The 25,460-nt window shown below is 63.3% G+C and carries 26 protein-coding genes; 12 read left to right on the forward strand and 14 right to left on the reverse strand.

Features of this window, described 5'->3' with window-relative positions; translation table 11 throughout:
- The first annotated feature begins 139 nt into the window (after positions 1-139).
- Positions 140-2,248, forward strand: a complete 2,109-nt coding sequence (locus tag J2X43_RS05335) for a S9 family peptidase (protein WP_310291415.1) — start codon at positions 140-142, stop codon at positions 2,246-2,248.
- Positions 2,249-2,468: 220 nt separating this feature from the next.
- Entirely contained in the window at positions 2,469-2,993 is a 525-nt protein-coding gene (locus J2X43_RS05340) for a DUF1697 domain-containing protein (RefSeq protein WP_310291418.1), read from the forward strand.
- A 33-nt stretch (positions 2,994-3,026) separates the two neighbouring features.
- Here J2X43_RS05340 and J2X43_RS05345 read toward each other — a convergent pair whose 3' ends face one another.
- The 3 genes from J2X43_RS05345 to J2X43_RS05355 all read right to left on the reverse strand — a co-directional run bounded on the left by J2X43_RS05345 (position 3,027) and on the right by J2X43_RS05355 (position 6,382).
- Complete coding sequence (locus J2X43_RS05345; RefSeq protein WP_310291421.1) at positions 3,027-4,439, reverse strand: DUF1254 domain-containing protein; 1,413 nt, start codon at positions 4,437-4,439, stop codon at positions 3,027-3,029.
- A 26-nt stretch (positions 4,440-4,465) separates the two neighbouring features.
- On the reverse strand, positions 4,466-5,506 hold the full coding sequence (locus J2X43_RS05350) for a DUF1254 domain-containing protein (RefSeq protein ID WP_310291423.1): 1,041 nt from the start codon (positions 5,504-5,506) through the stop codon (positions 4,466-4,468).
- Between the two features lie 114 nt (positions 5,507-5,620).
- Positions 5,621-6,382: a sulfite exporter TauE/SafE family protein gene (locus J2X43_RS05355; protein ID WP_310291426.1), complete on the reverse strand. Its 762-nt coding sequence runs from the start codon at positions 6,380-6,382 to the stop codon at positions 5,621-5,623.
- Positions 6,383-6,520: 138 nt separating this feature from the next.
- On the opposite strand from J2X43_RS05355, the gene J2X43_RS05360 reads away from it, so the two are divergent.
- Positions 6,521-7,099: a hypothetical protein gene (locus tag J2X43_RS05360; RefSeq protein ID WP_310291429.1), complete on the forward strand. Its 579-nt coding sequence runs from the start codon at positions 6,521-6,523 to the stop codon at positions 7,097-7,099.
- Here J2X43_RS05360 and J2X43_RS05365 read toward each other — a convergent pair whose 3' ends face one another.
- On the reverse strand, positions 7,100-8,020 hold the full coding sequence (locus tag J2X43_RS05365; RefSeq protein WP_310291431.1) for a DMT family transporter: 921 nt from the start codon (positions 8,018-8,020) through the stop codon (positions 7,100-7,102).
- 80 nt (positions 8,021-8,100) lie between these two features.
- Entirely contained in the window at positions 8,101-8,733 is a 633-nt protein-coding gene (locus J2X43_RS05370; protein WP_310291434.1) for a TetR/AcrR family transcriptional regulator, read from the reverse strand.
- A 224-nt stretch (positions 8,734-8,957) separates the two neighbouring features.
- Between J2X43_RS05370 and J2X43_RS05375 the strand changes: the two genes are divergently transcribed.
- Together J2X43_RS05375 and J2X43_RS05380 are read left to right on the forward strand one after the other, a co-directional pair.
- A complete protein-coding gene (locus J2X43_RS05375; protein WP_310291437.1) occupies positions 8,958-9,911 on the forward strand; it encodes a homocysteine S-methyltransferase family protein in 954 nt (317 codons plus the stop codon).
- 13 nt (positions 9,912-9,924) lie between these two features.
- Complete coding sequence (locus tag J2X43_RS05380; protein ID WP_112389848.1) at positions 9,925-10,119, forward strand: hypothetical protein; 195 nt, start codon at positions 9,925-9,927, stop codon at positions 10,117-10,119.
- Between the two features lie 40 nt (positions 10,120-10,159).
- On the opposite strand, the gene J2X43_RS05385 is transcribed toward J2X43_RS05380, so the two are convergent.
- Positions 10,160-11,611 carry an MDR family MFS transporter gene (locus tag J2X43_RS05385; protein WP_310291441.1) on the reverse strand — a complete coding sequence of 484 codons (1,452 nt, stop codon included), beginning with the start codon at positions 11,609-11,611 and terminating at the stop codon, positions 10,160-10,162.
- Between the two features lie 278 nt (positions 11,612-11,889).
- Between J2X43_RS05385 and J2X43_RS05390 the strand changes: the two genes are divergently transcribed.
- Positions 11,890-12,417 (forward strand): dihydrofolate reductase family protein, encoded by a 528-nt coding sequence (locus J2X43_RS05390; RefSeq protein ID WP_310291444.1) that lies wholly within the window; start codon positions 11,890-11,892, stop codon positions 12,415-12,417.
- A 54-nt stretch (positions 12,418-12,471) separates the two neighbouring features.
- Positions 12,472-13,977 carry a protein adenylyltransferase SelO family protein gene (locus tag J2X43_RS05395; RefSeq protein WP_310291447.1) on the forward strand — a complete coding sequence of 502 codons (1,506 nt, stop codon included), beginning with the start codon at positions 12,472-12,474 and terminating at the stop codon, positions 13,975-13,977.
- Positions 13,978-14,070: 93 nt separating this feature from the next.
- Here J2X43_RS05395 and J2X43_RS05400 read toward each other — a convergent pair whose 3' ends face one another.
- From J2X43_RS05400 to J2X43_RS05410, 3 genes are all read right to left on the reverse strand, one after another.
- On the reverse strand, positions 14,071-14,589 hold the full coding sequence (locus J2X43_RS05400; protein WP_310291450.1) for a copper uptake system-associated protein: 519 nt from the start codon (positions 14,587-14,589) through the stop codon (positions 14,071-14,073).
- A gap of 11 nt (positions 14,590-14,600) precedes the next feature.
- Complete coding sequence (locus tag J2X43_RS05405) at positions 14,601-15,965, reverse strand: PepSY domain-containing protein (protein ID WP_310291453.1); 1,365 nt, start codon at positions 15,963-15,965, stop codon at positions 14,601-14,603.
- Positions 15,966-16,045: 80 nt separating this feature from the next.
- Positions 16,046-16,453, reverse strand: a complete 408-nt coding sequence (locus J2X43_RS05410; protein WP_310291456.1) for a hypothetical protein — start codon at positions 16,451-16,453, stop codon at positions 16,046-16,048.
- A 279-nt stretch (positions 16,454-16,732) separates the two neighbouring features.
- On the opposite strand from J2X43_RS05410, the gene J2X43_RS05415 reads away from it, so the two are divergent.
- The gene (locus tag J2X43_RS05415) at positions 16,733-19,072 is read left to right on the forward strand and encodes a glucose/quinate/shikimate family membrane-bound PQQ-dependent dehydrogenase (RefSeq protein WP_310291458.1); all 2,340 of its coding nucleotides are present in this window, start codon (positions 16,733-16,735) and stop codon (positions 19,070-19,072) included.
- Positions 19,073-19,360: 288 nt separating this feature from the next.
- Positions 19,361-19,852, forward strand: coding sequence for a hypothetical protein (locus J2X43_RS05420; RefSeq protein ID WP_310291460.1), 492 nt, complete (start codon positions 19,361-19,363; stop codon positions 19,850-19,852).
- A 92-nt stretch (positions 19,853-19,944) separates the two neighbouring features.
- Here J2X43_RS05420 and bla read toward each other — a convergent pair whose 3' ends face one another.
- From bla to dmeR, 3 genes are all read right to left on the reverse strand, one after another.
- Complete coding sequence (bla, locus tag J2X43_RS05425) at positions 19,945-20,832, reverse strand: class A beta-lactamase (protein ID WP_310291463.1); 888 nt, start codon at positions 20,830-20,832, stop codon at positions 19,945-19,947.
- Positions 20,833-20,909: 77 nt separating this feature from the next.
- Positions 20,910-21,863 carry a CDF family Co(II)/Ni(II) efflux transporter DmeF gene (dmeF, locus tag J2X43_RS05430; protein ID WP_310291466.1) on the reverse strand — a complete coding sequence of 318 codons (954 nt, stop codon included), beginning with the start codon at positions 21,861-21,863 and terminating at the stop codon, positions 20,910-20,912.
- 18 nt (positions 21,864-21,881) lie between these two features.
- Positions 21,882-22,154, reverse strand: a complete 273-nt coding sequence (dmeR, locus tag J2X43_RS05435) for a Ni(II)/Co(II)-sensing transcriptional repressor DmeR (RefSeq protein WP_310291468.1) — start codon at positions 22,152-22,154, stop codon at positions 21,882-21,884.
- A gap of 115 nt (positions 22,155-22,269) precedes the next feature.
- Here dmeR and J2X43_RS05440 point away from each other — a divergent pair, with 115 nt between their 5' ends.
- Positions 22,270-22,914 carry a helix-turn-helix domain-containing protein gene (locus tag J2X43_RS05440; protein WP_310291470.1) on the forward strand — a complete coding sequence of 215 codons (645 nt, stop codon included), beginning with the start codon at positions 22,270-22,272 and terminating at the stop codon, positions 22,912-22,914.
- On the opposite strand, the gene J2X43_RS05445 is transcribed toward J2X43_RS05440, so the two are convergent.
- Positions 22,902-23,282, reverse strand: coding sequence for a hypothetical protein (locus J2X43_RS05445; RefSeq protein ID WP_310291473.1), 381 nt, complete (start codon positions 23,280-23,282; stop codon positions 22,902-22,904). The two genes, J2X43_RS05440 and J2X43_RS05445, sit on opposite strands and share 13 nt — an antisense overlap.
- On the opposite strand from J2X43_RS05445, the gene J2X43_RS05450 reads away from it, so the two are divergent.
- Positions 23,259-23,672: a hypothetical protein gene (locus tag J2X43_RS05450; RefSeq protein ID WP_310291476.1), complete on the forward strand. Its 414-nt coding sequence runs from the start codon at positions 23,259-23,261 to the stop codon at positions 23,670-23,672. The two genes, J2X43_RS05445 and J2X43_RS05450, sit on opposite strands and share 24 nt — an antisense overlap.
- A gap of 150 nt (positions 23,673-23,822) precedes the next feature.
- A complete protein-coding gene (locus J2X43_RS05455) occupies positions 23,823-24,374 on the forward strand; it encodes a redoxin family protein (protein ID WP_310291477.1) in 552 nt (183 codons plus the stop codon).
- Between the two features lie 53 nt (positions 24,375-24,427).
- Here the strand turns inward: J2X43_RS05455 and J2X43_RS05460 are convergent, their stop codons facing one another.
- Entirely contained in the window at positions 24,428-25,285 is an 858-nt protein-coding gene (locus J2X43_RS05460) for a glycosyltransferase family 2 protein (protein WP_310291480.1), read from the reverse strand.
- Positions 25,286-25,460 lie beyond the last annotated feature (175 nt).

The following is a 25,460-nucleotide window of genomic DNA, read 5'->3' on the forward strand; positions in this document are numbered from 1 at the left end:
CAATGTGGTGACATCAAGGCAACGTGAGGAACACTTCGATTTAGACGAAGCTTATCCACGACGGCTTGCGCGGCGCTTGATTGCGTCCCGCAGCACCTCTATCTCTTCCCCACCGCAATACCGATCCGGAGCTTTTCATTTGTCCGTTTTCAAGAACCTGCCGACCCCGCCCGCTGCCGCCAAGAAGCCGCTTTCCGATACGCGCCACGGCATTACCAGGACGGACGATTACGCCTGGCTGCGCGCCGATAACTGGCAGGCGATGTTCAAGGATCCCAGTATCCTCGACCCCGAGATCCGCAAGCATCTGGAGGCCGAAAACGCCTATATGAACGCGGCGATGGAAGATACCAAGCCGTTGCAGAAGGTGCTATTTGGCGAGATGCGCGGCCGCATCAAGGAAGACGACAGCTCGGTGCCGACGAAGGACGGCGCCTATGCCTATGGCACCTTCTTCGTCACCGGCGGCGAGCAGCCGCGCTATTTCCGCATCCCGCGCGACGGCGACACCAAGGACGAGACGATCCGCACCGTGCTGCTCGACGGCGACAAGGAAGCGGCGGGCAAGAGCTATTTCCGCCTCGGCGGGCTCGACCACTCCACCGATCACAATCGCGGCATCTGGGGCTATGACGATAAGGGTTCGGAGTTCTTCACGCTGAAGGTGCGCGATCTCGCGACCGGCGAAGACCTGACCGACGTGATCGAGAATACCGGCGGCGGCGGTGTCTGGGCGCCCGATGGCAAGAGCTTCTTCTATTCGGCGCTGGACGAAAACCATCGCCCCTCGAAGGTCTATCATCACATCATCGGCACGCCGCAGAGCGACGACCGGCTGGTTTACGAAGAGCCGGACGCCGGCTTCTTCATGGGCGTCGGCGGCTCGCTGCTCGACGATTTCATCTATATCGACATCCACGATCACGAGACCTCCGAGTACCGGCTGCTCTCGACCAAGGACCTGACGGCCGAGCCTCTCATCGTTGCCGAGCGCGAGGAAGGGATCGAGTACACGCTGACCGAGGGCGGCGACGTCTTCTACATCCTGACCAATGACGGCGACGCCAAGGATTTCAAGATCGTCGAGGCGCCGGTCAATGCGCCGGGCAAGGACAACTGGCGCGAAGTGGTGCCGCACAAGCCGGGCACGCTCATCATCAATCACATGGCCTATGCCCGCCATCTGCTCTGGCTGGAGCGCAAGGACGGCCTGCCGCAGATCATGATCCGCGACCGGAAGACCGGCGAGGAACATGCGATCGCCTTTGCCGAGGAGGCCTATTCGCTGGGTCTTTCAGGGGCTGCCGAATATGACACCGACGTCATCCGCTTCTCCTACTCGTCGATGACGACGCCCTCGCAGCTCTACGATTACAACATGGTGACGCGCGAGCGCACACTGCTCAAGACCCAGGAAGTGCCGTCGGGCCACAACCCCGACGACTACGTCACCCGCCGCGTCTTCGCGCCCGCCTGGGACGGCGAGACGGTGCCGGTCACCCTGCTCTACCGCAAGGACACCGCGCTCGACGGATCGGCGCCCTGCCTGCTCTATGGCTATGGCGCCTATGGCATCACCATTCCTGCCGGCTTCAACACCAATTGCCTGTCGCTCGCCGACCGCGGCTTCGTCTATGCCATCGCCCATATCCGCGGCGGCAAGGACAAGGGGTTCGCCTGGTACGAAGACGGCAAGATGGAAAAGAAGACCAATACGTTCAAGGACTTCATCGCCGCCGCCGACTATCTGAATCAACAGAAGTTCACATCCTACGCGAACATTATCGCCGAGGGCGGATCGGCCGGCGGCATGCTGATGGGGGCGATCGCCAACATGGCGCCGGAGAAATTCGCCGGCATCATCGCCGCCGTTCCCTTCGTCGATGTGCTGAACACCATGCTCGACGACACCCTGCCGCTGACCCCGCCGGAATGGCCGGAATGGGGCAACCCGATCGAGAGCCAGGAAGAATATGAGCAGATCGCTGCCTATTCGCCGTACGACAATGTCGGCGAGAAAGCCTACCCGCCGATCTTGGCGCTCGGCGGTCTCACCGACCCGCGGGTGACCTATTGGGAGCCGGCGAAATGGGTGGCGAAGCTGCGTGAGAAGACGACGGGCGACGCGCCGATCCTGATGAAGACGAATATGGATGCCGGGCATGGCGGGGCGTCCGGGCGGTTTCAGCGGCTGGAAGAGATCGCGTTCGAGTATGCGTTTGCGATCAAGGTTGCGGGGAAGATGTAGGCGTCGGGATGGGCCGCGGCGGTAACATCCTCTCGGCCCCTCATTCCTGTGCTTGTCACAGGAATCCAGCCGCCACGCGTCTGCGTGGCGGCTGGAGTCTTTTCGGCCCAAGGACTTGGGCCGGCTGGATCCCTGTGACAAGCACAGGGATGAGGGAGATGTTGTGCATCCCATCCCCCCTAATCCGGCCCTTCGCGATGCCGCACAGAGGAGAAAACCCATGCCCGTCTACATCGCCCTGCTCCGCGCCATCAATGTCGGCGGCACCGGGGCGTTGCCGATGGCGGAGCTGAAGGCGATCTGTGAGGGGCTCGGGTTCGAGGATGTGAAAACCTATATCCAGAGCGGCAATGTCGTCTTCCGCTCCGGTGACAGCGAAAAGGCAGCGGGCGAAAAACTCGACGAGGCGCTGGGCAAGCGGCTCGGCAAGAAACCCGGCGTGATGATCCGCAGCCGCAAGGAAATGGCAGCGATCGCGGAGAATGCGCCCTTCCCGGATGCCAAGCCGAGCTTCGTGCTGGTGCATTTCCTGGCTGAAGCTGCGCCCCAGAACGCGCTCGATGCGATGGTTGCGCCTGACGGCGAAGAGGCGGTGATCTCCGGCCACGAGATCTATGTGCACTACCCCATCGGATCGGGGAAATCGAAGCTCAAGCTTCCGGCGCTGAAGGCGGGAACCTCGCGCAATATCAACACGGTGCGCAAGCTTGTGAAGATGGCGGCCGAGATGGACGATCCGAGCTAGGCCGCGAATGCCTGAACAACCCGCCAGCCGCGCTTATGTCACCTTGGTCATCGGCGGCTGTTTCCACTTTCCGTCCAGCGCCTCCGGCTTCGGCCAATAGAGCCGCGTCGCGATCACGAAGGGACCCTTCGGCGCGGGTAGCCAGTTTGGTTCCTTGTCCTTGTCGGGGGAGTCGGTCTGGACGTAGAAGGTCAGCCCGCCATCGGCATCCTTGACGAAATCCGGCAGCATCGGCGAATTCAACAGGTAGCGGTCGATCGGATTGGCGACGAGCAGGCTTTCGGGCAGCTTGTACATGGTCAGCGACCAGAAGGCATTGACCGGCGGCAGTTTGCCTTTGGCGAAACGCACGGTGTATTTGTTGGCGCCGTCGAGCTTGTTGCCTTCGGCATCGACGGCGTAGGCCGGGTAGATGGCTTCCTGTTTGGAGTTGCCGTAGATGCCGAGAACAGCTGCCGTCATCCGGTAGAGATAGTTGCTCTTCAGGTAGGCGCGGGTGCCGAACACGTCGCCCGAGGTGACTTCGCCGGTATCGAAGCGTTTGCGCAAGCCCTCGATATCCGCCCAGGCGTCGGCCCTGCCTTGCTCGAAGGCCGTCTTTATGTCCGGCGTCAGCTTGGCAGGGTCGAACGGTTTGCCGGCGCCGATGCCGATGCTCTCGAAGCGCTTCATCAGCGCCGTTTCGGATGGATCGGGGGGGCAGAACTGCAGGATGAAATTGAGAATGGTGAAGAACTCGAGCGAGGTCTTTTCGCCATCGGGGGTGAGCGGCTTGGCGAAGTCGATGGCCGGTGCTGCGGCGGGTGTCGGTTTGCCGAGGAATTTCGACAGCGGCTCCGCCTTGTAGGCCGCCTGGATCTTCTTGACGTTGTCGAGATCGCCGGGATTGAAAAGCTGCGTGCGGTAGACGGCCAGCAGCAGCTGGGTTTCCGAGCGCATCACCTTATCGATGCCCTTCGGCGTCTCGCCCTTCCAGTCCGGCCCGGCGATCAGGAAGCTGCCGCCGCCGTTTCCGGTGGCGCGGCTGCCGATATAGTCGAAATTGAAGGTATAGGCATCGATCAGCTGGATGCTGAAATAGCGGTCCTTTTCGATCGGCGGCACGGTCAGCACCATCGGCTCGGCGCGAAGGTCCAGGCCGAGCATCGAGTAGGGCGTATCGGAATTCGGCGTCTGCACCGCGGTGTCGGCAGGGGTGTAGACCCGCGGAATATTGACCAGATGGTTCCACGGCCCCTTGTATTCCGGATTTTTGGTATCGACGAAATAGGCATGCTGGATGCGGTAGCTGTCGACCATCGGGAAGCCGTAGATATAGGCCTCCTTGGCGATGGCGCGGGCTTCAGCGGCGCTGACTTCGGCGGCCAATGCAGTGGCCGGTCCGAGACCCGCGAGCCCTGCGGCCGCAACCATGCCCTTGGTGAATTCACGTTTTGTCAGATGCATGACACCCTCCCCTTTTTGCGGAACAGTCACTTCACCGGCTGCGGCTCGGGAAATGTCCATGATCCGTCAAGGATCGCCTGTCGCGGGCGGTAGAGCCGGACGGTGTAGTTCCAGCCTGGCGTCGTCGGCAGGCAGTTTTCGATCTTGCCGTCGCAGCCACCGAACTGGATGGCGATCGAACCATCGGCACTCTTCTTCGCGGTGACGTCGTTCAGCGCATAGGCGCCGTATTTGTTCTTCTTGTAGTAGCCCTTGGCGTCATAGAGGCTGACCGACCAGAAGCCGTCGACCGGGACGTCCTTGACGGTGAGTTTGTAGACGGTCTTGCCGTCATTCTTCGGCGGCGTGATGTTGAGATAGGTGGCGTCCTTGTCGGGATTGCCGCCCCAGGCAGCGGCGCTGGCCACCAGATGGCGGATGGGATCGACCGCGTCCTTGGCGCCGAACGCCTTGTTGAAATTGGGCATTGTCGATGCCAGCACCAGCAGCGCGTCGCGCACCTTCTTCTGGCTCACCGGATCCCATTGCGGGATCGCGAACTTGCCGGGGCCGCCCGGCTGCTCGGCCTTGATCGCATCCTGTAGCGCGTGGACCGCTTCGACGTCCTTGGGGTCGGCCGGATTGACGAAGGTCCGGATGCCGGCGATCACATAGCGGGTGCCGACCTGCTCCTTGGTGAAGGTGCTGGCGCTCTGGTAGGAGACGACCGGAATATAGTGGTCCTCGCTGACGGCAAAGAGCGACATGAAGCGCCCACCGGCATCCGGCAGGGTGATGGTCACCGGCCCGGCGTCGAGATCGAAGACCGCCGAGGTATAGAGCGTATCGCGGTTCAGACGGATCACCGTCTGCTTGTCGATATCGGCCGGTTCGCGGCGGTGGATCAGCTTGCCGAAACCGCCATCCTTGACGATGTTATTGAAATAGAGGTCGCTCTCGGCCCTGACGAAATTGTCCACCGTGACAGCTTCGGCGGCAAAGGCCGGATGCGGTGCGGTCACGACGGCCAGTGCCACGGCGGCGGCAGACACCAACGGTCTCAATCGCAGGAAGGTTTGTCCAGGCATCGCGCATCTCCTGAATGGTGGAAATGCACCCTTCCGCAAAGCCCGCGCGGCGGTAAGTACGTTACAGTAACACGGGCGTAAATGGAGCGGTATTTACGGCGATGAGCGAGCCGCTTACATCCAGTATTTCACGGCGTAGACCACCGTCATGACGGCGCCGGTGACGATCACGAACCACCGGACAACGGATCCCGGCAAGATGCGGACCAGGTAGCCGCCGAGATAGCCGCCGAACAACGCGCCAAAGAGCATCGTCAGCGTCTGTGGCCAGCGGACGGCGCCCTGCAGGATGAAGATCGTCACGGCGGCGATGCTGACGGCGGTGGCGAGCAGGTTCTTCAGCGCCTTGACGCGGCGGATATCGTTGGGGTCGCCGATGGCCAGAACAGCCGTCACGATGACGCCGAGACCGGCGCCGAAGAAGCCGCCGTAGATCGACGCGAATGCCAGCACCGCGGAGCCGGCGAGCTGTGACGGCTCGCTGCCGCCGCGGCGCCTTTCGGCCCAGGCTGCGATGCGTGGCGAAAACAGGAAAAGCAGCGTGGCGGCGCCGATCAGCGCGGGCACCGGCAGCACGAAGAGCCGCTCCGGCAACGCCAGCAGCAGCAGCGCGCCGAGAATGCCGCCGATGAGGCAGACCAGAACCGAGAGGCCAAGTTTGAGATCGAGCGGCTGCAGCTTCCGGTGATCGGCAAGCACCGCAAGCAGATGGCCGGGGACGATGGCCACCGCATTCGAGGCGTTGGCGGTGATCGGCGGCAGGCCCGAGGCCAGCATCGCCGGAAAGGTCAAGAGCGTGGCGCCGCCCGCCAGCGCATTTATGACGCCACCGGCAATGCCTGCGGCAAACAACAGAATTGCGATTTCCAGGCTCATCGGCGGCTCCCCATCCCCCTGCCCTTGCTAGCCGCCTCCGGCTCCGGCGCCAAGCCGTCCTTGACGCCAGGCGGTTCGCCCCGAACGATGATTTTGAGATTTGCCGCGTCAATGCGATACTCAGCGCAGGAGAGAGCGATGGGGCGTCACTGGCGGATCCTGGCTGCGCTGCTTTCACTGGCGCTCGTCAGCGCCGGTCCGGCCGACGACGGCCGCTGGTATGCCGGCGACTTCTCCTTTTCAGACGAGCTCGGCGGCTTCCGGATCCTGTCGATCAAGGGAAAGGGCACACGCGCCGATCCGATCGAGATCACCGAGGCGCTCATTTCGACCGAGCCGGTGACGCTGGTGATCCGCGCCGCCAATGCCGCCAGTCTCGATACGCTGCGGCAGAACTCGTTCCACATGAAGATCTCGGCGGTGAACCAGAGCAAGCTTGCCTGGATCGGCTTCGAATTCGAGCTGGAGGAAATCCGCGGCAAGCCCAGCGACTTCTATGACGGCCTGTCCTTCGGCCAGACCAATCCCAATCCGGATTTCTTCTCCTCCGACCGCTATGCGCATTTCCAGAACCAGTTCGAAAGCTTCGACCGGCTGCGCTTCGATGACGGCCATTCCGACCCCGGCGTGACGACCGGCTTCGGCTTCTTCGTCACCGACGTGACGCCGGTTGCCGAGTTCTATCTGGTGGAGGATCCGCTGATACCGGATTCGTGATTATCCGAGGCTGACGAGCGCCGTCCCGGCGATCGCCAGCGCGGCCCCCGCCCAGGCATAGGCATGCGGCATCTTTCCGCTTCGGAGCCACACCATCGGCAGGATGACAATCGGCGTCATCGACGACAGCGTCGAGACGATACCGACGCTGCCGGTCTTCAGGGCTGCGAGCAGCAGCGACATGCCGAGCGCGGTACCGAAGAAGGCGGAAACAACAGCGAGGGACACATCCTTCCTGCGCAGCGCGCCGGACTGGCGGCGGATGACCGGCAGGGCGAGCAACGCCCAGAAGAAGATGACGGCGATGCCTGCGCGCACGGCCATTGCCGCAAAGGGCTCGACGCCGGCTGCCATGGCCGGACGAGCGAAAAGACTGCCGAGCGCCTGGCCGAAGGCAGTGACGACACCCAGCACGATGCCTGTCAGTGACGTGCGCTCCTGCGGTGCTGGAGCCTCGATCGGCTCACCATCGGCCAGCGGAATCATCGGCGCCGGGCGGCGGCGGCGCGCGGCGATGGCGATCAAGATGCCGGTCAGGATAAGCACGACGCCCGTTGCCTGCAGCAGGCTGATCGTTTCGCCGAGCGCGACATATCCCATGGCGAGCGCAAAGGGCGAGGTCAGCGAAAACAGCAGCGCCGTCACCCGTGGACCGGCGGTATAGATGGCCGCGAAATAGGTGGTGCTGGCAATCGCGATACCGAAAACGCCGGATGCGGTAAGCGCCATGAACTGCCAGCCGCCCAGCGTCGCCCAGCCACCGGCGACCGTGGCTGCTGTTGCCGTCATCAGGAACGCTGCGGTCAGCTGCCAGCGGGCGAGCTGCATCAGCGGCACCCGGCCGTTCAGCTCGTTGATGAACATCGAGCTCAGCGCGATACACGTCGCGGAACCAAGGGCAAGGGCTTCGGAAATCAGCATCAATAGCTCCGGGAGAGAGCTCATCCTTGGCGTGCGCCCGGTGCGCTGTCAATGGACCGGGAGACGGCTTGCCTGCAGCATCACTGCCGGTAGGTAGCGCCTGCCTGCGGCTGGAACAGCAGCTTGACGAAGGAGCGCAGCACGAGGATCTGTTCGGCGAGGCTGTTCGGCTCCTTCAGCGCCTTGGACAGCACGATGCCGCCTTCCAGCACGGTGGAGACCATATCGGCCAGCTGATCGACCTCCAGCGGTTCACGGGGCGTATAGACCGCCATGATCTCTGCAAACATCTGGCCGAAGCGGCGGCGCCAGGCGAGCACGGCGTTGCGGTTGGTCTCCTGTATCTCGCGGTCGAAGATGCGCTCGTAATAGCAGACAGTGGCGACGAGACAGCCGGGATGACCGTTTGGCAGATCGGCCAGCAGTTCGGAGAGCAGCTTGAGGCCGAGCAGGAAGGCCTGCAGCGGATCGTCGGTCAGCTCGCGGGCGCGGCTGAAGATCTCGTCATAGATGCGCTCGTCGTTTTCGATGTAGCGGTTGAGCAGCGCCTTCGCCAGCTCGTTCTTGTCGCGGAAATGGTAGAAGAAACCGCTCTTGGTGATGCCGGTCTCGGCGATCAGCTCCTCGATCGAGGTGCCGCCGAAACCCTTCTGCAGCACGGCGGCTTCAGCGACATCGAGAATGCGCGTGCGTGTTTCGGCGCCCTTTTTCATGCTCCCTCCTGTACCGCCGGTACAGTTTTCAGTTGCCGAAGCCATCTCGCGGCTGCGGCCGCGCCTTCAAAAGCGCAAGCAAGATCATGATTTCAATAGGCAATATTCCCGGCCCGCAGCAAGTATACCGCAAGTCTTCTAGTTTCGCATGCGATTAAGCGCGAGAAATCTATCTGCCGGACACCCGATAAGGTGGCGCCGGCCTGTGTAGGGTGGGCTTTTCAATGGCACAGTACAGACGGAAATTGCCGCAGCTTGGCGGCGGTGCCTACATTACCGATGGCGGGCTGGAGACGACGCTGATCTTCCACGAGGGCGTGGAGCTGCCGCATTTCGCAGCCTTCGTGCTCCTGGAGACCGAGGCCGGCCGCAGCAAGCTGCGCCACTATTACAGGCGCTATCTCGATCTTGCCCGGCGCCATGGCACCGGGTTCGTGCTCGACAGCGCGACATGGCGTGCCAATCGCGACTGGGGTGGGAAGCTCGGCTATTCCAGCGCCGGGCTGAAAGCCGCCAACGAGGCGGCGATGGCGCTGATCGTTGCATTGCGCAAGGATTACCAGCGGCCGAACCTGCCTGTCGTGCTCAGCGGCTCGATCGGCCCGCGCGGCGACGGCTACAAGGCCGGCGCAATGACCGCCGCCGAAGCGGAGGATTATCACAGCGAGCAGATCTCTGCCTTCGCCGAAACCGAGGCCGACATGGTGAGCGCCTTCACGCTCACCAATATCGACGAGGCGATCGGCATCATCCGGGCCGCCAAGGCACACGGGATGCCGTCGGCGATCTCCTTCACCGTCGAGACCGATGGGCGGCTGGTGACCGGAAAGAGCATTCAGGAGGCGATCGAAACGGCCGATGCGGCAACCGATGGGGCACCGGCCTATTACATGATCAACTGCGCCCATCCCCTGCATTTCGAGGCGGCGCTCGATCCCGGCAGCGTCTGGGCAAAGCGGATCGGCGGCATCCGCGCCAATGCCTCCACCATGAGCCATCAGGAACTCGACGGCAGCGAAACGCTGGATGCCGGCGATCCCGCCGATCTCGGGCGGCGCTACCGGCAGCTCCTGTCTGCCATGCCGCAGCTGAAGGTGCTCGGCGGCTGCTGCGGCACCGATCACCGGCATGTCGCGGCGATCTGCGAGGCCTGCCTGCCGCAGGCAATGAGTGCGTAAGGAGGGTAACGCGATGACGACGCTGCGCAAGAAGCTGCGGCCGAAGCGGCTGCTGCGGATGATCCTGCACCACCCCGTCTGGCCGAAGACCAGGAGCAAGGCACGGCAATTCGCCGATGCCGGGCTGACGCCCTTCGAGGCCCTCGACAGCCACCTGCTCCGCGATATCGGCATCGGCCCGCATGGGCGGCGCTCGGGCTGCGATTAAGAGGAACGAGACTCCGGGTGCGGACGGCACCCGGAATTGCCTAGTGCTCGGCAGCCGCCACCGCATCCTTGCGGCGGTGACCGCTGATCTCCGAACCGGCATTTGGCGTGAAGCGCAGGTTCCAGACGGTGGCAGCGAGCGAGATGATGGTGACGACGATGAAGGCGGCAGAGAAATCGTGCAGTTTCGGCTGCTCGCTGCTCGTCGTGGTCATCGAGGCATGCAGCGCCAGCGCGCCGATGCAGATGCCGAGCGACAGCATCAGCTGCTGGAAGGTGGTGTAGAAGCTGGTGGCCGAGCTCATGCGCTCATGGCTGATCTCGTCATAGGCGATCGTATTGTAGGCCATGAACTGGAACGACAGGAAGAAGGCGCTGAGCGTCAGCACCGCGAACATGACGCCGACGGGCCAGGCCGGGCTGAAGGCGGCACAGAGGCCGTAGCCCAAAGTGCCGAGCAGGCCGTTGATGATCAGGCTGTTGCGGAAGCCGAGGCGGCGGAAGACCGGGCCCGACAGCGGCTTCATCGCCATCGAACCGATCGCGGTGGCGATGACGATCTGCCCGGCTGTGGCCGCCGACATGCCGAAACCGACCTGGAAGAGCAGCGGCAGCAGGAAGGGCTGCGCCCCTTGCGTGATGCGCGTCAGCGAACCGGCAATGACCGAGGTGCCGAAGGTCGGCACCTTCATCAGCGAGAAATCCATGATCGGCGACGGGTGCTTGCGGGCATGGCGGAGATAGCCGATGCCGAACAGCAAGCCGATGGCAATCAGGAACACCGCCATTGAGGCCTCGCCCTCGCGGCTCGACATTTCGAAACCGAAGAGCAGCGAGCCAAGCGATATGCCCGAGAGGATGAAGCCAACCGTATCGAAGGGACCGATCGCCTTACCCTTCACCTCGTCGATGAAGATCGACACGAGGATGAAACCGACGATGCCGATCGGCACGTTGATGTAGAAAATCCAGCGCCAGTCGAGATAGGTGACGATGAAACCGCCGAGCGGCGGACCGACGATCGGACCGATGAGCGCCGGGATCAGCAGCCAGGACATGGCATTGACCATGTCCTTACGGGCGACGCTGCGCATCAAGACGAGACGGCCGACCGGCATCATCATGGCGCCGCCGGCGCCCTGAATGAGGCGGGCAACGACCAGCAGGAAGAGGTTCGGCGCCAGCGCGCAGGCGATCGACCCGGCAACGAAGACGGCGATCGCCGAGCGGAAGACGGTGCGCGAGCCGAAGCGATCGGCCATGCGACCGCTGGCGGGAATGAAGATGGCGAGGCTCAGCAGATAGGAGGTGAGCGCGATGCTCATCGACGGCGCATCGACGCCGAAATCGCGCGCCATGGTCGGCAGCGCTGTTGCCAGCACCGTGGCATCGACGTTTTCCATTAGCATGGCACTCGCAACGATCAGCGCGATCGTGCGAAAATTCGGGGCAGCCCGCTCGGTGCGAACGGGGTGGAATATCTGATCCGGCATCCGCAGGGATCACTCGCAAAGAGGCGGCGAAGCCATGAAAGGACGACAGGGCCGCAGATGTGAAATGGCATGATGCCACAAGGGAGATAACACCGTGTATACGCCCGCAAACGTGGCAAAGGCATGCATTTTAGACAATGCTGGCATGAAGTAACCGAATGGCTACTTGGGAGGGTGCAGGAGGGTGGCGTAATCGCGGGTGCCGATGTCTTGGTTTGCCCCTCATTCCACCCGCCACCCTTTCTCGCTACACTCCACCCCAGGTGGAGGTTTTCAGCATGGCGAAGCTTGTCTTTGAAATGAACCAGTCGCTGGATGGCTATGTCGATCATGACAGGATGTCGCCGGAGCCGTTGTTTCAGCATTGGGTGAAGCGGACCGAGGAGCTGAGCGCCACCGTTTATGGGCGGACGATGTATGGGCTGATGCGCTATTGGGACGAGGACCAGGACGATTGGGACGATGCGCGCCGGGCGTTTGCGGCGGCGTGGCGCAAGCTGCCGAAATGGGTGGTGTCGCGGACGCTGACGGAGGTCGGGCCGAATGCCACTTTGGTCAGCGGCGATGTCGAGGCGACGATTGCCGGGCTGAAGGCGGAGCGTGAGGGGGAGATGACGATCGCCGGGCCGGTGCTCGCGGGTAGTCTTGCGGCAAGTGGGCTGATCGATGAATACCGGCTCTACGTGCATCCGGTCGTGCTCGGTCATGGGCGGCCGTTCTTTACCGGGGTGCGGCCGCCGCTGAGGCTTGTGGCCCATGAGCGGATTGCTGGCGATGTGGTGCGGCTCACCTATGTGCCGGCCTAGAGTGAACAATAGAAGCAGCTTGCGCCTCCCCCGGCCCGGCCCTACCTATTGGGCATGAGCTCCGCACCTTCAAAGACCGCGCCTGATGGCGCCGCATTCCCGTTCGATAACAGCTATGCCCGGCTGCCTTCGCATTTCTTTGCGCGGCAGATGCCGTCGCAGGCCGCCGAGCCCTGGCTGATCAAGCTCAACGAGCCCTTGGCGGCGGAACTCGGGCTTGATGTCGAAGTCTTGAAGCGGGATGGCGCGGCGATCTTTTCGGGCAATCTAGTGCCTGATGGCGCCGATCCGCTAGCGATGGCCTATTCCGGACATCAGTTCGGCCAGTTCAACCCGCAGCTCGGCGACGGGCGGGCGATCCTGCTTGGCGAGGTGGTCGACCGCAACGGCAAGCGCCGCGACATCCAGCTGAAGGGCGCGGGGCAGACGCCGTTTTCGCGCCGCGGCGATGGACGGGCGGCGATCGGCCCGGTGCTGCGCGAATATATCGTCAGCGAGGCAATGTATGCGCTCGGCATTCCGGCGACGCGGGCGCTTGCGGCGGTTTCGACCGGGGAACCCGTCTATCGCGAGCGGGTGCTGCCGGGTGCCGTGTTTACGCGCGTGGCGGCGAGCCATATCCGCGTCGGCACCTTCCAGTTCTTCGCCGCCCGCGGCGATACCGATGGCGTCAGGGCGCTTTCCGACCATGTGATCGAGCGGCACTATCCCGACGTGACCGGGGCGGACAATCGCTATCTGGCGCTGTTCGAAGCGATTGCCGAGCGGCAGGCGGCGCTGATTGCCCGCTGGCTGCATGTCGCCTTCATTCATGGGGTGATGAATACCGACAACATGACGGTTTCGGGCGAGACGATCGATTTCGGCCCCTGCGCCTTCATGGATGCCTATGATCCCGGCACGGTGTTCTCCTCGATCGACCAGCAGGGCCGCTATGCCTATGCCAACCAGCCGGGCATCGGCCAATGGAACCTGGCGCGGCTCGGCGAGACGCTGATCCCGCTTTTCGACGAGGATCAGGACAAGGCGGTGGATCTCGCCAATGGCGTGATCAAGAATTACGGCGCGCGGTTCCAGGCGCATTGGCTTGATGGCATGCGCAAGAAGATCGGGCTTGTGTCCGAAGAGGACGGCGATCTGACGCTGGTTCAGGCGCTCTTGGCAGCGATGCAGGCCGGACAGGCGGATTTCACGCTGACCTTCCGGCGTCTCTCGGCGCTTGCCGGTGACGAGGCTGCCGAGGGTGAGTTTCTCTCGACATTCGACGGCATCGGCGAGGCGATTGGCTGGCTGGTGGGCTGGCGCGAGCGGCTCAGCCGCGATCCGCAGACGGCGGAGGAACGCAGCACTGCGATGCTGTCGGTCAATCCGGCCTTCATTCCGCGCAACCACCGGATCGAACAGGCGATCAATGCCGCCATGGATGACGGCGACTTCTCGCTGTTCGAGGCGCTGGTGAAGGTGCTGGCCAACCCCTATCAGGATCAGCCGGCTTTTGCGGCCTATATGGAGCCGCCGAAGCTGGAAGAGCGGGTGCTGCAGACGTTTTGCGGGACGTAGTCTTCCGGTAAGGCTGCGGCTCGGAGCCCCCTCATCCGCCCTTCGGGCACCTTCTCCCCACTGGGGAGAAGGGAAGTCGAGCACCCTTCGACGCTACTTGCCGTGACCTTCGTGGCCCGAATGAGCGGCCGAGGCAGTGGCCGCGCCGAGTGTCACCGTTCCCTCGAAGCTGGCGAAGGCCTGCAAGGCTTTCGGGTCTGCTTGGGCTTCGGCATCCTTGAGTGCCGCCGCCAGTGCCGTTGCCACATCGGCGGGAATTCCGGCCTTCGCAAGCTCATCCGTCTCCCGGATCGCATCGCCGCTGCAGAGCAGCGGGCGCCAGCCGTGCGCGCCGTTCTGCAGCAGGATGCGGCCGCCGCGGCCGTCCTGTTGCCAGCCGGCGATCGCCCAGGTGCCGTGGACCGCGACCGGACCGATAGCGAGTGGTTTTTCCGGCGTTTCGAACATGGTCTTGAGCACATCGGGGATCAGCTGTCGGGGATCGCCGGAGGGCGGTTGGTCCATCGGCATGTCCATCTTCGTGCCGTCGGGAATCTGCATGGTTTCGGCGTGAACCGGCAGCGATGCGGCCAGCGAAATGGCGGCGGCGATCAGGATCGGGATTGATTTCATGGTCCTCTCCCTCACGAAAAGGCGCGCCGGAGCGGCGGTACGAAGCGGATGACGAGCTGGTCGAAGGCGATCATCGAAAGGATCGCGAGGCCGGTCAGCGGGAAGGCGATGCCGAAGATCACGGCGATCACCCAAAGACCGATATAGACCGAGCGCTGCGGCGGCACGCCGACGCGGCCGGCCGGGCGGCGCTTCCACCACATGATGACGGCGGTGACGCAGGAGAGGATGATCGCGAGACACGTGGCGAGCATCAGGAACTGGTTGAAGCGGCCCCATTCCTGCCCCTGATGGACGTTGATGCCCCATTCGATCGCCTTGCCGAGGAAGGGATAGGCGCCATAGCTGATATCGACCAGCGGCTTGCCGGAATATTGATCGATATGGAGGGTGCGCTCGCGGGAGAGATCATCGGGGAAGATGGCGGCGGTATAGACGCCCGCCTCGCTCGACGGGATCGCCATGTCGAAGCCCGGCGTCATGCCTGCGGCCTTGGCGATCTCGACGGCGCGGTCGAGGCCGATCGGCGGCTTTGACTGCGCGGCAGCGATATCCGACAGTGGCACCGGCGCTTTTTCGACGGTCCAGCCGACCTTCGGCAGGATATCCTCGGTCACCTTCGCCGATTTCGGCACGTCGTCCCAGAGCTGGGCCGGATAGCCCATGCCGTGGCTGCCGAGGAAGGACTGGACATTGGCGCCCCAATAGCCGGACCAGGGCATGCCGGTTGCCGCCAGGAAGAAGATCAGCAGCCCGGCGAAGGCGCCGGTCACGGCATGCAGATCCCGCCAGAAGACCCGGCGCGAAGGCGTGCCGCGGACGCTGACCACCCCGCCCGTCTGGCGGCGCGGCCACCAGAGATAGATGCCTGTCAGAACGAGCACCATGGCAAAGCCGCCGGCGATCTCGACCAGCCGGTTGGCGGCGCCGCCGAAATAGGCAAGACTATGGATGTGCTTGACGACGGTGTTGAACTCTTCCGTCGTGCCGACCTTGTCCAGCACCTTGCCGTCATAGGGATTGACGAAAACCAGCGTCGACTGATCGCCCGAGGCGACGGTGACGACGGCCGAGCGCTCGGGCGTGGCCGGATCGCGATAGGTGGTTGCCACAGATCCGGGCACGGCTGATGCAGCGATATCGCTCAGCGCCTGCGGCGCAAGCGGCTGGCCCGTGGGCGTCACGTCATAGCGATAGGCGAAAACGGTATCGTTGATCTCGTCCTTGAACAGATAGAGCGAACCGGTGATCGCCAGATTGAGCATGAAGGGAACGGCGAGCAGGCCGGCGAAGAAATGCCAGCGCCAGATGGCACGATAGAGCGAGACGCCTGAAACGGCGCTCTCCACCGGCTCAGTGGAGGTGATTGAAGACATGAGACAGTTCCAGATCCAAGGCTGGCGTCAGGGGCGCAGCCGAAAGCGAAGCACGCCTGGCCGGGTGGCCGGGCGCGGGTTCAGGCAGTCGCTGGATCTGTGGGCGGAGCTCTCGGCCCGGTATTCGGCGGGAACGGATCGCGGTGGAAGACGGCAGCGCGCAGCGGCGTGGCTTCGGCAACGGCATAGCCGAGCGGCGCACCCGACAGATCGGCCGGAGACGGCAGCATCGCCGTGGCGCTGATGCGGCAGGCCTCGCAGCCATGATTGTGATCGGCGCCATGCTGGCTCTTGCCGGTCTCATCGGTAACCGTGACGCAGAGCGTCGGCAGGCTTCCATCCGGCAGCGCATAGGCGGAATAGTCGGCGGGGCCGGACGGCGAGGCAGCCGCGGCGGGCACCTGATGGGCAAAGCCGACGGACACGAGCGCGATGGCGCATAGAATGCGCACCGCCCACTGCTCGAATCTGCTGCCGATATACTTCATGTGACCCCTGCCCTCAGGCCTGGTTCTGATAGCGGCACGATCTGGAAATCGCAATGCGACATTGTCGCGTGTTGAAGCCCGCCCAGCGCATGGCTGCCCTGCGCAGACTGCGGCAATTGTGGCGGTTGAAAGGCAGGCGCCTCGCTCTATGTGCTTGAGAATGCTTGTGGCGGCGCCCCTGGGAGCGGGCCGCAAGCGCTTTCTCATTCGACCCGAGCCCCCTCGGGAACCTGCCCGCGCTCCGTCCCCGGACGCGGCTTTCAGCGGGAGACATTTTTCATGGCGATTGCCATAACCTCCATCCTCTTCCTTCTCATTGGCCTTGCGCTCGGCGGCGGCGGGCTCTGGCTCGTCATCCTCGGCGGTAGCATCTTCTATCTGTTCGCGGGGCTGATGTTCATCATCACCGCCGTGCTGCTTCTCATGCGCAAACCTGTGGCGCTCTGGGTCTATGCGGCGCTCGTCGTCGCGGCGCTGATCTGGGCGGTTTGGGAAGTCGGCTTCGACTGGTGGCAGCTCGGTCCGCGCGGCGGGCTGATCATCCTGCTCGGTCTGTGGCTGCTGACGCCGTGGATCCGCCGTCCGCTCGGCTTCAAGAGCCCAACCGGCGCCGTCTACAGCACCAATCCCTGGCCGCTCGGCGTCCCCGTCATCATCGCCATCCTGGTCGCCGGTTACTCGATGACCACCGATCCGCACGATCTCTCGGGCGACCTGCCGAAGGATGTCGTCGCCGCTGCCCCGCCTTTCGGCGGCAATGTGCCCGATGGCGAATGGCATCAATATGGCCGCACGCCGTTCGGCCAGCGCTATTCGCCGCTCGCCCAGATCAACGCCACCAACGTCAAGGACCTGAAGGAGGTCTGGCGCTACCAGACGGGTGATGTGAAACGGCCTGACGATGTCGGCGAGACCACCTATCAGGTGACGCCGCTGAAAGTGGGCGACACGCTCTATCTCTGCACGCCGCATAACTGGGCGATCGCGCTCGATGCCAAGACCGGCAAGGAGAAATGGAAGTTCGACGCCAATTCCGGCATGAACCCCGACCGTCAGCATCAGACCTGCAGGGGCGTCACCTATTATCACGACACGGCCGTCGCCGCCGGCCAGCCCTGCGTTGACCGCGTCTATCTGCCGACCTCGGATGCCCGGCTGATCGCGCTCGATGCGAGCAACGGCAAGGTCTGCGAGAGCTTTGCCGACAAGGGCACGCTGCATCTGCAGACCGGCATGAAATACAATCCGGCCGGCTATTATTACTCAACGTCGCCGCCCGTTGCCGTCGGCAACAAGCTGATCATCGGCGGTGCGGTGAATGACAATTACTCGACGCAGGAACAGTCGGGCGTCATCCGCGCCTTCGACATCAATACCGGCGCGCTGCTCTGGAACTGGGATTCCGGCAATCCTGACGTCACCACGCCGCTACCGGAGGGGCAGACCTATACGACGAATTCGCCGAACAGCTGGTCGGTGCTCTCGGTCGATGAGGGCCTCGGCATGGTCTATATCCCGCTCGGCAACCAAGTGCCCGACCAGCTAGGCATGAACCGCAGCGCCAATGTTGAGAAATTCTCCTCCTCGGTGGTGGCGCTCGACATCAATAGCGGGCAGCTGAAATGGGTGCAGCAGTTCGTCCATCACGACCTCTGGGACATGGACGTCCCGGCCCAGCCGGTGCTGTTCGACATGACGAAGCCTGACGGTTCGGTCGTACCGGCGCTGGTGGCACCCACCAAGCAGGGCGATCTCTACGTGCTCGACCGGCGCACCGGCGAGGCGATCATCCCCTTCAAGGAGATTCCGGCGCCGGGTGGCGCAATCCCCGAGGACAAGACGGCGCCGACACAGCCGATCTCCGATCTCACATTCTCGCCCGATCCGCTGCAGGAAAAGAACATGTGGGGCGTCTCGCTGTTCGATCAGCTGGCCTGCCGCATCGAGTTCCACCGCTACAAATACGAGGGCCGCTACACGCCGCCGTCGCTGCAGGGCACGATCGTCTATCCCGGCAATTTCGGCACGTTCAACTGGGGCTCGGTCGCGGTCGACCCGGAACGGCAGATCCTGTTCGGCATGCCGACCTATCTGGCCTTCACCTCAAGGCTCGTTCCGGCCGCCGACATCCCGCCGAAGGGCCAGGACGAAAAGGGCAGCGAACAGGGCCTGAACCGCAATGACGGCGCGCCCTACGGCGTGTTCATGGGCCCGTTCCTGGGACCGCTCGGCATCCCCTGCCAAGCGCCGCCATGGGGCTATGTCGCCGGCGTCGACCTGCGCACTGGCAAGATCGCCTACATGCACAAGAACGGCACGGTCCACGACATGACGCCGCTGCCGCTCCCCTTCAAGCTCGGCGTTCCCGGCATCGGCGGACCGATGATGACCAAGGGCGGCGTCGCGTTCCTCGGAGCCGCAGTCGATAACTACCTGCGCGCCTATGACGTCACCAGCGGCGCGCAGCTCTGGCAGGCCCGCCTGCCCGCCGGTGGCCAAGCAACGCCGATGACCTACACGACATCCGACAACAAGCAGTATGTGGTGATGGTCGCCGGTGGGCATGGCTCGGTGGGGACGAAGCCGGGGGATTATGTGATCGGGTATACGTTGCCGTAGAGCAACCGTCGCGCCCGGAGCCCCCTCACCCTACCCTCTCCCCGCTGGGGAGAGGGGGAGGTCGGCAAATGCGGCGACCTTCCCTTCTCCCCGGCGGGGAGAAGGTGCCCGACAGGGCGGATGAGGGGGCCACGGGCACGGGGTTTTCCTACCACTTGTCCCGGTCAGCGACGGGGAGCGCTTTAGGGCCGGCCTAGCAACCTCAAACCCACAACCTTAAATAAGCATCTCCAGCTTCGCGCAGGCTTCAGCACCGATGGTTCCCGCAATATTCAAGGGAGTCCTTTCATGGAAATCGGTGGCAGTGTTCTAAGCCTTTTCAATCCCTATAATCTTTCCAGCGACCAGCGTTCCAAGCAGCAGGGTGCGCCGCTGCAGGTGGAAAGCAGCGGGCGGGAGACCGGTGGCGGGATGGTGCCGAGTTATACGGCGCCGTCGATTTCCAGCGTCATGTGGTCGATGCAGACCGCGCCGGATACGACGATCAAGGAAGAGAGCCAGGCCGATATCGAGGCCAAGCAGAAGCACGATGCGCTGCTGCAGGAATTTCACGATTACGCCGACATGACGCCGGCGGAGAATATCCGCAAGAGCATTCTCGACCAGATGGGTCTCAGCGAGGACAGCCTCAAGGGGATGGATCCGGATGCGCGGGCGGCGATCGAGAAGCAGATCGCCGATGCGATCAAGCAGCAGCTGACGGGCATCGACGACGATGGCAAGACGGCAGCGGCCGACGTGCCGCAGGGCGCCTCCGAGAGCGGTTCCGAGACCAAGTAGGCGCCGCTTTCAGACTTCAGATTCTGATTCAAAGAGATCGGGCGGAGATTCACATCTCCGCCCGATCTCTTTGATGGCGTTTGATTATTTTACTATTGCAGCATGCCGGCGGCGAGCTTGGCGACTTCGGCAAAGACATCGTTGAGTTCGGACACCGGAGCCGTCGCCTCGGCGACATAGACAGCGACGAGGATTGGCGAGGCGCTTTCCTCAGGCCAGATGATGGCGATATCGGCGGCGGAGCCGTTGCTGCCTGTGCCGGTCTTGTCGCCCACTTTCCACTCTTCCGGCAGGCCGGCCCGCAGGCGCGCAGCGCCCGTGGTGTTGGCGATCATCCAGTCGATCAGCTGTTGGCGCGAGGGCTCCGACAGAACCGTGCCAAGCGCCAGGTTGCCTAGCGTATCGAGCATCGCATCCGGCGTCGTCGTGTCGCGCGGATCATCTTTCTTCGCTTCGTTGAGCTCGGTCTCGATGCGGTCCAGACGGCTCGACGTGTCGCCGATGGAGCGCAGCCATTTGGTCAGCGCCTCGGGACCGCCGAGACTGTCGAGCAGCAGGTTGCCGGCAGTGTTGTCGCTGAGCGTGATCGCCGCCTTGCAGAGCTCGCCGACGGTCATGCCTTCGGCGCCGACATGCTTTTCCGTCTCGGGCGAATAGGTGACGAGCTTGTCCTGATCGTAAGTGACTCGGCGCTCCAGGTTTTCGTCGCCGCCGTCAACCCGGGCGAGCACCATGCCCGCGGCCAGAACCTTGAAGGTGCTGAGCAACGGGAACCGTTCGGTCTCCCGGTTGGTGAAGCTGACATTGGTGCCGGTGTCCATGACCGAAACACCGAGACGGCCGCCGGTGCGCTTTTCCAGTGCCGCCAGCTGCTGATCGACATCGTCGTCATCGGCACGCGCAGATGGCGCCAGCATCAGCGAGGGATAGAGAAGCGCAGAGCTGACGAGCAGGCTCCGGCGGGACAGGGCAATGGGCATGAAATCCTCCGGCAGAATCACCGGAGGACAGAATTAAGGAGCGATTGTGGCGCGATCCCGCCGCCTCGATAAAGTTATCAGGCGGCAACCCTTGCTCGGCTGACCTCGACGGTCACATGCGACAATTCGCCGAGCGTCTGAAGCTTCGCCTTGTAGATTTCCGGCGGCTGCGGATCGGGGCTGACGAGGGCCACGATTGCCGCATGGTGGCCGGGGCCGACCTGCCAGACATGCAGGTCGGTGATGCGGTCGCCGCCGGTTTCGATCAGCTTTCGAATGTCGCCGGGCAGATCCTCGTTCTCCTCCATCGCATCGAGCAGCACACGACCGGAGGATTTCATCAAGCCGAAGGACCATTGGGCGATGATCACACCGCCGACGATGCCCATCAGCGGATCGAGCCATAGCCAGCCGTAGACACTGCCGAGCGCGAGTGCGGCAATGGCAAGCACCGAGGTCAGCGCATCAGCGATGACGTGGATATAGGCGGCGCGCATATTGTTGTCGGCGCCGTGGTTACCGTGGCCATGATGGGCGTGATCGCCGTGGTGATGGTGACCGTGATCATGGTCGTGATGATGGCCCTCGCCTCTCAGCAGCCAGGCGCTGACCAGATTGACGCCGAGACCGGCAATGGCCACGCCTATCGCCTGCGAGAAGCTGATCGGCACCGGATGGGTGATACGCAGAAAGCTCTCCCAGGCCATCAGCAGGGCAATGATGGCGAGGATGATGGCGCTGGCGAAGCCGGCGAGATCGCCGAGTTTGCCGGTGCCGAAAGTGAAGCGCGGATTATGCGCCTGCCTGCGGGCGTAGAGATAGGCGCAGGCCGAGATCAGCAGTGCGCTGGCATGCGTGGACATGTGCCAGCCGTCGGCCACCAGCGCCATCGAACCGTAATAGGTCCCCGCCCCGATTTCGACGGCCATCATGACGCCCGTGAGCGCGATCACCAGCCAGATGCGGCGTTCGTTGCGGTCGTGATCGTCGCCCAGGAAAACGTGGTCATGTTCAAGCGTGTTCGCAGTCATTGCGCAGTCCTCAGGTCTCTAGCGGATATAGGTCCGCAGCACTTCCGAAATCTCTTCGACAGCTTCCGCCCGCGCCTTTTCATCGGCGGCGTGCAGGACGTGTTCGTGCAGGTGATCGTCCAGCACCTCGCCGGTCAGCCCGTTCAGCGCGCCGCGGATCGAGGCCAGCAGCTGCAGGATATCGCCGCAGGGCCGCTCGGCCTCCAATGCCCGCTCGACGGCCTCGAGCTGGCCCTTCAGGCGGCTGATACGGGCGATGAGCTTTTTCTTGTGGTGCTGGGTGTGGGACATCTCTGCTCTCGATTTAATATAGGGGGGTACCCTATCATTGAATGAGCTTTCTTGAAAGAGCCAAGCTGACGCAGGCATATCTTGAATTTATATAGGACTCCTATATATAAGCATCATGGAAACGCCATTAGACCCGACCCCGATCTCACATCGCATCAGCGAAGGGCTTGCGCGCCTGGCCGTGGCGATGCGCAGCGACGACTGGACTCGCGCCGAAGCGACCGGCCTGAAGCCGACGCAGCTGGCGATCCTCGATTACCTCGCGGGGCGCGACCAGCCGGTGCGGGTCAAGGAGATCGCCGTCCATCTCGGCGTCTCGCAGCCGACGGCGACGGATTCGATCGCGGCGCTGGAGCGCAAGGGCTGTGCGGAAAAGGCGGCAGCGGCCGGAGACAAGCGCGCGGCCGCCGTGGCGGTGACAGCCGCGGGACGCGCGATCCTTGCCGAGGCGAGCGCGGCCGAAGGATCGGCTGCGGCGGCGGCACGCACGCTGCCCGCTGAGGAACAGGAAGATTTGCTGATGTCGATCATCAAGATGATCCGGCATCTCCAGGAGGCCGAGGCGATACCGGTGCAGCGCATGTGCGCCACCTGCCGCTATTTCCGGCCCTACCAGCACGATGACGCGGCCAAGCCGCATCATTGCGCCTTCGTGAATGCGGCCTTCGGCCAACGCGATTTCCGCGTCGATTGCCGCGAACATGAAACTGCCGATCCGGCAACCCGGGCTGCCACCTGGGACGCCTTTCAAAAGGGATAGGCAGACCTCTCCAGGCAAACAGGAACAGAAAAGGAAACGACCATGTTAAGGCCTATACTGACCGGCGCGCTGATCGCCGGAACGCTGGCGCTTGCGCCGAATTTCGCCATAGCCCACTCCGTCGATGCAAAGCCCGACGGCAAGGTGAAGGCCGCGTTCGACATCGTGGAGACGCGGATCACCACCACCGGGGATAGCGCCGTCTTCTCGACCCGCGTACGCGGCGAGGCAGGCAGTGAGAAGCCCACGCAACGGGCAAGTTCGAAGGATCCGGCGTCTATGCCTATGTCTGGCCGACCTCGCTCAACAGCGGCGATATCGGCTTCGACAAGGACAAGGGCATCGTGGCGCTCGCCGTCACCTTCCATCCGGATTTCGACGATGCCGCCTATGGCAAGCAGAACCGCTCCGTCTGGCATCCGCATTGGGTGGTGCTGAACGAGGACAAGGCCTGCGCCGGCGGACTGAAGGTCAGCGACATTCCTGAAGGCAGCAAGCCGAAGCTGCCGGCCACCTGGCCCCGCGTGCCGCTTTTGATCGACAGCCCGGACTATCCGACCGCGCTCAAGGGCGATACCGTCGATGTCACCATCCCGCTGTCGCTGATCGGCGGCATCACGGGCGCATCCTATGACGGCGTCACGGCCGGACTGAAGATCAACGGCAACCTGCATTCGCCGCTGCTCTGCGTCGACAATGTCTTCAAGGTCGCCTCGGGCAATCTCAGCCTTCCCGGCAAGGTCATGCCCGCCAAATAAACGGGGGCGCCGGTCCGCCAACTGCCATCGGCGGACCGGCATGTTCCTCTCTCCAGGCAAATGGAAAAGAGAAAGCCGCCCAGCCTTACTCCCCTCAATGCGCCGTTTGCAACCGCGCCGGGGTGGCCGGCTCACGAAAGGATCAAAGCAATGCCGAACGAAACGGCCATCAAGGCGCCGGAACTCGCCGTCAGCCAATGGTTCAATACCGAAACGCCGCTCACCCTCGAAGGCTTGCGCGGACGGGTTATCTATCTCCACAGCTTCCAGCTTCTCTGCCCGGGCTGCGTTGCCGAAAGCCTGCCGCAGGTGCGCCGCATCGAACGGCTCTTCGGCCACACGGATCTGCAGGTCATCGGCCTGCACACCGTCTTCGAGCATCACGAGGCGATGACCCCGGTGACGCTGAAGGCCTTCATCCACGAGTACCGCCTGACCTCGCCGATCGGCGTCGACCTGGCGGATGGCCAGTCGGACATTCCGGTGACGATGCGCCGCTACGGATTGCGCGGCACGCCCTCCTCCGTGCTCATCGGCCGCGACGGCACCATCCTGCATCACGCCTTCGGTGTCGAAGACGACATGGCCGTCGGCGCCCGGATCGCCATGGCGCTGGCGGCACCCATTCCGGTCACGGCGACGTTGCCTGCAGACGCAGAGGACGGCTGTGCGGGCGGGCGTTGCGCATTGCCTGACCTGTGATGATCACAACCGGCGGCCCGGATGACAGGGCCGCCGGCAGTGCAGAGCGTCAGCTATGCGCGACGGGCGAACACGCCTTCCAGAGGACCGACCCGGCCCAATGTCGAAAGGCGTTCGATCTGCTCCGTGTTGAAGAGCTGGTGGCGATATTCTTCGTCAAGCGTGCCGTGCTCGATCGCCTTGGCCAGGCGGCGCCAATGCCAGGCGGCGGTCGGGTGCATTTGCGGATTTGCCGCAAGCGTCGCGGCCGCATTCCGGTATTTCTGCTCGAACTTGGCATAGCTCGAGATCGGAAAATGAAGGATCAGAAGATCTTCCGGAACAACCTGCGTCTTCAGCTGCGGGCTGGCAACGGAGTGATGGCCGAGTGAAAGCTGCGCGCCGACACCCCGGTGCATGACCTTGGGACCGATGGCGCCCGAATAGATCGGCGTGCCGATCGGGCTGTTGGCATCGACAGGCGCGCGTTCGATATAGACGATCTGCTCGCGGAACCGCGCCGGATCGAGCTGGCGGCCGTTGACGACCTCATCGACATTCTGGACGGCATTGTAACGCCGCACACTCATCACATCGGCCTGGCCGGGATCGCGCAGCGACGCCAGCGTTCCGCCATAGGGGATCCAGAATTCATCGGGATCGATATGCGCCACATAGTCGGGCTTGAGCTCGGTAACGGCAAATTCCAGCATCCGTCCGGGCCAGTTGGTGCTGCGGAGATCGAGGCCCGCGTGCAGCAGGGAGACGCGCGAGGTGGCCGCGATGCGATCCTCGACGATCTCGATACTGCCGTCCGTCGATCCGATATCGGTGACGACAATATGGTCGAAGCCGATCGCAAGGTGATAGTCGATGCAAGTGCCGATGCAATCGGCCTCGTCTATCAGTCCGATAAGCGCAACAAATTTCATGAATGACTTCGCTCTCAAATTAAGGCCGAAACCGGATTTCGGCAGCCATGATGAATTTCACTTTGAACCCGCATGCGAGCCGCAAAAGCCCGGCGCTGCATGGCCTACAGCTTCGACACTAGCCGATTCGAATGTCATGCAAAAATGTGAAATCCCACGGGTATGCCGCGGCCAC

Source organism: Rhizobium sp. BE258 (genome assembly GCF_031457345.1).
Lineage (GTDB): Bacteria > Pseudomonadota > Alphaproteobacteria > Rhizobiales > Rhizobiaceae > Rhizobium.